The organism is Acetobacter pomorum, from assembly GCF_002738225.1.
Taxonomy (GTDB): Bacteria; Pseudomonadota; Alphaproteobacteria; order Acetobacterales; family Acetobacteraceae; genus Acetobacter; species Acetobacter pomorum.
This window is the reverse complement of record NZ_PEBQ01000189.1, coordinates 1-346: the sequence shown is the minus strand read 5'-3', so window position 1 is coordinate 346 and position 346 is coordinate 1. Positions and strand designations below refer to the sequence as shown.

At 52.3% G+C, this 346-nt stretch carries 1 protein-coding gene; it reads right to left on the bottom strand.

All coding sequences use genetic code 11. The features are described from left to right. Positions 1–252, bottom strand: a 252-nt coding sequence (locus CSR02_RS14910; RefSeq protein WP_208616839.1) for a transposase, incomplete at its 3' end; no start/stop codon positions are given. Positions 253–346: the final 94 nt, after the last annotated feature.

The following is a 346-nucleotide window of genomic DNA, read 5'->3' as shown; positions in this document are numbered from 1 at the left end:
TTCATAGCCCAGTGCCAGGCCCATGATCCGCTGACGGACAAGGTCTTCAACCCGGTATTCCACAAAGCCGGGATGCCGTTCATCGCGAAAACAGGCAGCAAAGCGGCGGCTGAGACCCAGAATGTCATCAGCCTGCTTCACCAGAATGGCGCCCCCATCCGAACTCATGCGACCCCCGTCAAAACGGGCCACAACACGCCGTCCACAGGAGCCTGGAAAGTCATATGCAATTGCGCTACACTCTGTCTGCATCGGGTTTTCTTATAGCTTACGAAAATTTCTTTTGTGCAAAACAGACTTTTTCATAATCTAACCCGATGTACAACCCTTCTGTGAGATTTCCGCG